This window comes from Terrisporobacter muris (assembly GCF_024621905.1).
GTDB classification, from domain to species: Bacteria; Bacillota; Clostridia; order Peptostreptococcales; family Peptostreptococcaceae; genus Terrisporobacter; species Terrisporobacter muris.
On sequence record NZ_JANKBY010000267.1, the window covers coordinates 1 to 5,213 of the forward strand.

Below are 5,213 nucleotides of genomic sequence, written 5' to 3' on the forward strand. Positions count from 1 at the left end.
TATAATATTATTTGTGATAAGAAAGGTAAGTTGACAGCAAGGGAGGAATTATTATCAAAAAGAAAGCATGGGCTATTTCAATAATATCGATAGGTACTATTATAGGGGTAATAAAACTTAATGGTAGTACTGATGCTCTTAATAATACGGATAAAAGAGAAGAGTCACAAGTTATCAAGGGAATTGAAATAATAAAGGTATTAGAAAATAAAGATGTATTAGAATCAGAGGAAAAAATTGACCTTGTACAGTCGAGTTTACAAGGAATTAATATAAATAAAGAAAATAATAATGAAAAAGTTGATCTTATAGATAAGTTTTCAAATTCAGTTATACTAGGAGATTCAAGGGCTGAATCCATAGTGTCATATGAAATTTTAAATAACTCATCAGTGGTTGCTTATAAAGGAAGAAATCTTAAGAGTGCACAAAAAGAAGGCGATATAAATAAAGCTATTAATTTGGCACCGAAAAATATTTTCTTAACTTATGGGTTAAATGATATACAAATATATGGTAATCCTTTAGATTTTATAAAGGAATATGAAAAAATAATAAAAGATATCCAAAATAAATTACCAAATACAAAAATTTATGTAAACTCAATATTTAGAGTAAATAGTAAAGCAATAAGTAAATCTCCAGCCTTAAAAAATGTACCACAGTTTAATGCAGCCATCATGGATATGTGTAATAAACAAGGAGTCACTTATATAGATGCCTCATCAATAGTAGATGATAGTTCATATGAAAGTGATGGAATACATTTCAAACCAAATTTTAATAAAAGATGGGTTGAATTATTGATACAAAAGGCGAATTTATAAGGAGGGAGAAATAGATGAATATTAAGTTAAAAAAGAAGTTACTGGTTGCCACATTACTAGTAACCACTTTAATTACAGCTGGTTGTGGAGTTAACAATGATAAAAGTGTGGATCAAATAGAAAATAGTATGAAAAAAGAAGTAAAGTTTGAAAAAATGGAAAAAGGAGATAGTAAATCTCTTAAACGTTTTTATAAATTAAATGCCAATGACTATGATGGTTTTATTTTATATACACCACAGTCAACAATGGATGTAAATGAAGTATTAATAGTTAAGGTAAAAGATAAATCTCAAATTGAATCTTTAGAAGATAGTATTGATTCTAGAATTAATTATCAGCTACAAAGTTTCTCAGGATATGGACCAGAGCAGTGTGCTTTAGTTAATGATTATGAGTTAAAAACTAAGGGTGACTTTGTGTTTTTTGCTGTCTCTGAAAATGCAAACCAAATTAAAGAAGCATTTTTAGATAGTATTAAGCAGTAAGCATTTCAGAGGAGGCGATTAAATGGTATTCAGTAGTATAGTTTTTTTATTTACATTTCTACCAATATCACTTTTAATTTATTATATTTCACCAAAGAAATTTAAAAATGCCATATTATTGCTAACAAGTTTAGTATTTTATGCATGGGGAGAACCTGTATATATCTTCCTTATGATAGGAACAATTATATTTGATTATATTATGGCGTTGAAAATAGATAAATATAAAAGGGATAGGAAAAAATCAAAGAGATTTTTCATATTTACTCTTTTAGTTAATGTGGGAATTTTAGTATTCTTTAAATATGTTGGATTTATCATAGGTAATATTAATAGTATTTTTTCAATTAATATTCCTTTTAATGAATTGAGTTTGCCAGTGGGGATCTCATTCTATACATTCCAAGTATTATCTTATATTGTAGATGTGTACCTAGGAAAGGTTAAGGTACAAAGAAGCCTTGTTTCTTTTGGAGCTTATGTGACAATGTTCCCTCAGTTAGTTGCTGGGCCTATAGTGCAGTATGAAACAATAGAAGAACAATTAAATTATAGAGAAGAGTCCCTTGAAAAGTTTGGACAAGGAGTAGAGCGTTTTATTCAAGGTTTAGGAAAGAAAGTATTGTTAGCTAACAACATAGGTCTAATATGGACAACAATAAGCGCTACGGACCTTGGAAGTATGTCTGTATTAATAGCTTGGATAGGAATAATAGCTTATACTTTCCAAATATATTTTGACTTTAGTGGATATTCAGATATGGCAATAGGTTTAGGTAAGATGTTTGGATTTGACTTTATAGAAAACTTCAACTTCCCATATATTTCAACAAGCGTAACAGAGTTTTGGAGAAGATGGCATATATCTTTAGGCTCTTGGTTTAGAGATTATATTTATATACCTTTAGGAGGAAATAGAGTTAGTCTTGGAAAGCAAATAAGAAATATATTTGCCGTATGGTTTTTAACAGGACTTTGGCATGGAGCAAGTTGGAACTTTATAGTATGGGGTTTATATTATGGTGTAATTCTTTTACTAGAAAAAATGGTATTTGCTAGAATTTTAGAAAAAACACCAAGGTTTATAAAACATATTTATACCATGTTATTAGTTATAATAGGATGGGTATTCTTTGCTAGTCCAACACTATCTTATGCATTGGATTATATAAAGATAATGTTTGGATTTGGACATAATGTGATTATGGATAGTGCAGGAATTTATTATCTATATACAAATGCAATTATGTTTGTAATTTTAGCAATATGCTCAACACCTATTGTGAAAACTGCTTTAGACAAAATAGTTGTAAAATCAAAATCAAGATATGTTAATGCGTCTTTAATAGCGTATATGTTAATTCTATTTTTAGCTACGGCTTATTTAGTGAATGAAACTTATAATCCGTTCCTATATTTTAGATTCTAGGAAAGGACGTAATTAAATATGAAAAGAAAAAATATTATAAATAAACAAAGACAATATTATAAAACTTCAGCAGTATTATTTATACTTTTTTTAGTATTAGTTGTTGGAGCTAATATAATAACAAAGGATAAGACTTTTTCAGAAAGTGAAAATAGAATGTTGGCAGGTAAGCCAAGATTTACAGTAGATAGATTAATAGAAGGAAGATTTACTTCTAAGTTTGAAGACTATGTGGTTGATCAGTTTATAGGAAGAGATTTCTTTACAAATGTAAAGATGAATGTGGACAAGCTATTAGGTAAAAAAGAGTCTAATGGAGTTTTCCTAGGAGAAGATGGATATCTGATAGAAAACTTTAGCAAGCCTAATGAGGAAGCTGTAAATGAAAATTTGAAGGCTATAAATAATTTTTCTGTTAGATATAAAGATGTAAAACAGTACATGTTAATATCTCCAACTGCAGTAAGTATATTGAAAGATAAATTACCTATGGATGCACCCGTTATAGATCAAGAATCGTATTTACAATCTTACAAAGATAAATTACCATCTAGTGTAACATTTGTAGATAGTTATAAAACGATGTATGACCATAGAAATGAATATATTTACTATAAGACAGATCATCACTGGACGTCACTTGGAGCTTTCTATTCATACAAAGAATTAGCTAAATCTATGGGACTTGATGAAACACCAGAGAATTATTATAAGCAACAGCTAGTTTCAAACGACTTCTTTGGAGCGCTATCATCAAAAAGTGGATATGATGTGAAAGAAGGAGATAAAGTAAATGTTTATTTACCTGAAAAAGAAGATTCAGAACATGTGGTAGTAAACTACGTAGAAGAGCAAGAAAAAACAGCTACACTTTATAATAGTGAGGCACTGGAAAAAAAGGATAACTACGAAGTTTTCCTTAAAGGAAACCATCCTTTAGTAAAAATAAAAACAGATGCTAGAAATGATAAGACTCTATTAATTTTTAAAGACTCTTATGCTAATAGTTTTATACCATTCTTAGTAAAAGATTTTAGTAATATAATAGTGGTTGATCCAAGATACTACTATGAAGATATAGATAAGTTGATGGAACAAGAAAGTGTTGATGAGGTATTATACTTATATAATGCTAATACTTTCTTCAATGATACGTCACTATCACCAGTATTAAATAATGAATAAATAAAAACAGCAGCGCAGGAATCACCATTAGATGAAGACTGGCTGCTGTTTTTTTATAAATTTAGAACTCAACTACTACATAAAGAATAGTATATATGTAGGAATGAGATGTTTTTATGAGAAATAATGATGAATCATATATAAAATATTTAAATGATAACTACAATAAGGATATAAGAGAAGATTTGCTAGAATTAAGTAAATATATACCAGAAAGTAATGGTAGTAGATATTATGAGAAAAATAAAAAAATATTGCTGTTATAACTGATGAATTTATGTTTAATTACTACAAAGATGGAAGAAATGAAAGAAGATATAATACTTGATACTAGAAATTGTTTAAATGAAGAAGAAGTTAAAGAACCTGGATTCGTATATAAGCTTTTAGGAATTAAATAAATAAAAGAATCGAACTATTTAGTTCAATTCTTTTATTTATTTCAGCAGTATTATAAAAATAAAAAACATTAATTCTGAAAAGTTAATATTTAAGGGAGAAATTGTAACAAAATAGCCAATAAAATCATATTTTATAGTAAATAAGCAAGAAGCTTATTAAATATTAAAAAAGGAGAAGTTATTATGTCAGAAAATGCAAATCTTTCAAGATTATTTGGCGGTTTTGATTTTGGGTGTTTTGGAGGATGGCTATTACCATTAATAGTTATATTCTTTATGTTTATGGTGGGAGACGATTTACTAGAATTTTTATTCTGTGAAGATTCAGCAATAATATGGATAATATTAATCGTTATGTTACTATTCTTCATGCAAGAAGATGACTGCTGCTGCTAACACTAATTTTAGACAATGAATTAATACTAAGAAAAACAAAAATATTATTAAATAAGACAAAAAGCTATGAAAAGGAGATTTATACTTCCAATTCATAGCTTTAAATTTTTACATAAAACTTCATTTAATTCATTTGATTTAATAGATACAATTCCACCATCTAGAACTTTTGCATCTATACCGAGTAACTTTGCGTATGCCCATAAAGTAGGGCTTCTAAGTCTTCCTTTAGAACAAGCAATGATAATTTTGAATTTTTTATTATTAGAGATTTTTAGTAAATCTGATTTTATATTTTTTATATTTTTTAACAAACCATATATTATAACTAGCTCTGCAATAATTAAATGTTTATGGAGAAAATCATATTGAACCTTATTAATAATAGGTATATTGTGTTGTAATATTTTATCAGAATTATATTGATCCTCGGTCCTTGCATCAATTGTAACTTCATCTGTAATATCATTATATTTAATTAAATATT

Annotated in this window: 7 protein-coding genes; 6 read left to right on the forward strand and 1 reads right to left on the reverse strand. The window is 27.6% G+C overall.

What is annotated here, in order from left to right:
- Window positions 1-362: 362 nt before the first annotated feature.
- The 6 genes from NSA58_RS15595 to NSA58_RS15620 all read left to right on the forward strand — a co-directional run bounded on the left by NSA58_RS15595 (window position 363) and on the right by NSA58_RS15620 (window position 4,726).
- A complete protein-coding gene (locus NSA58_RS15595) occupies window positions 363-827 on the forward strand; it encodes a GDSL-type esterase/lipase family protein (protein ID WP_039680126.1) in 465 nt (154 codons plus the stop codon).
- 14 nt (window positions 828-841) lie between these two features.
- Complete coding sequence (locus tag NSA58_RS15600; RefSeq protein WP_039680127.1) at window positions 842-1,315, forward strand: DUF4358 domain-containing protein; 474 nt, start codon at window positions 842-844, stop codon at window positions 1,313-1,315.
- Between the two features lie 22 nt (window positions 1,316-1,337).
- Entirely contained in the window at window positions 1,338-2,744 is a 1,407-nt protein-coding gene (locus NSA58_RS15605; protein WP_257560658.1) for an MBOAT family O-acyltransferase, read from the forward strand.
- 18 nt (window positions 2,745-2,762) lie between these two features.
- Complete coding sequence (locus NSA58_RS15610; protein WP_074429083.1) at window positions 2,763-3,929, forward strand: DHHW family protein; 1,167 nt, start codon at window positions 2,763-2,765, stop codon at window positions 3,927-3,929.
- A 116-nt stretch (window positions 3,930-4,045) separates the two neighbouring features.
- On the forward strand, window positions 4,046-4,195 hold the full coding sequence (locus NSA58_RS15615) for a hypothetical protein (RefSeq protein WP_257560659.1): 150 nt from the start codon (window positions 4,046-4,048) through the stop codon (window positions 4,193-4,195).
- 318 nt (window positions 4,196-4,513) lie between these two features.
- Entirely contained in the window at window positions 4,514-4,726 is a 213-nt protein-coding gene (locus NSA58_RS15620; protein ID WP_257560660.1) for a hypothetical protein, read from the forward strand.
- Window positions 4,727-4,818: 92 nt separating this feature from the next.
- On the opposite strand, the gene NSA58_RS15625 is transcribed toward NSA58_RS15620, so the two are convergent.
- Window positions 4,819-5,213, reverse strand: a 395-nt coding sequence (locus NSA58_RS15625) for a rhodanese-like domain-containing protein (RefSeq protein ID WP_257560661.1), incomplete at its 5' end; no start/stop codon positions are given.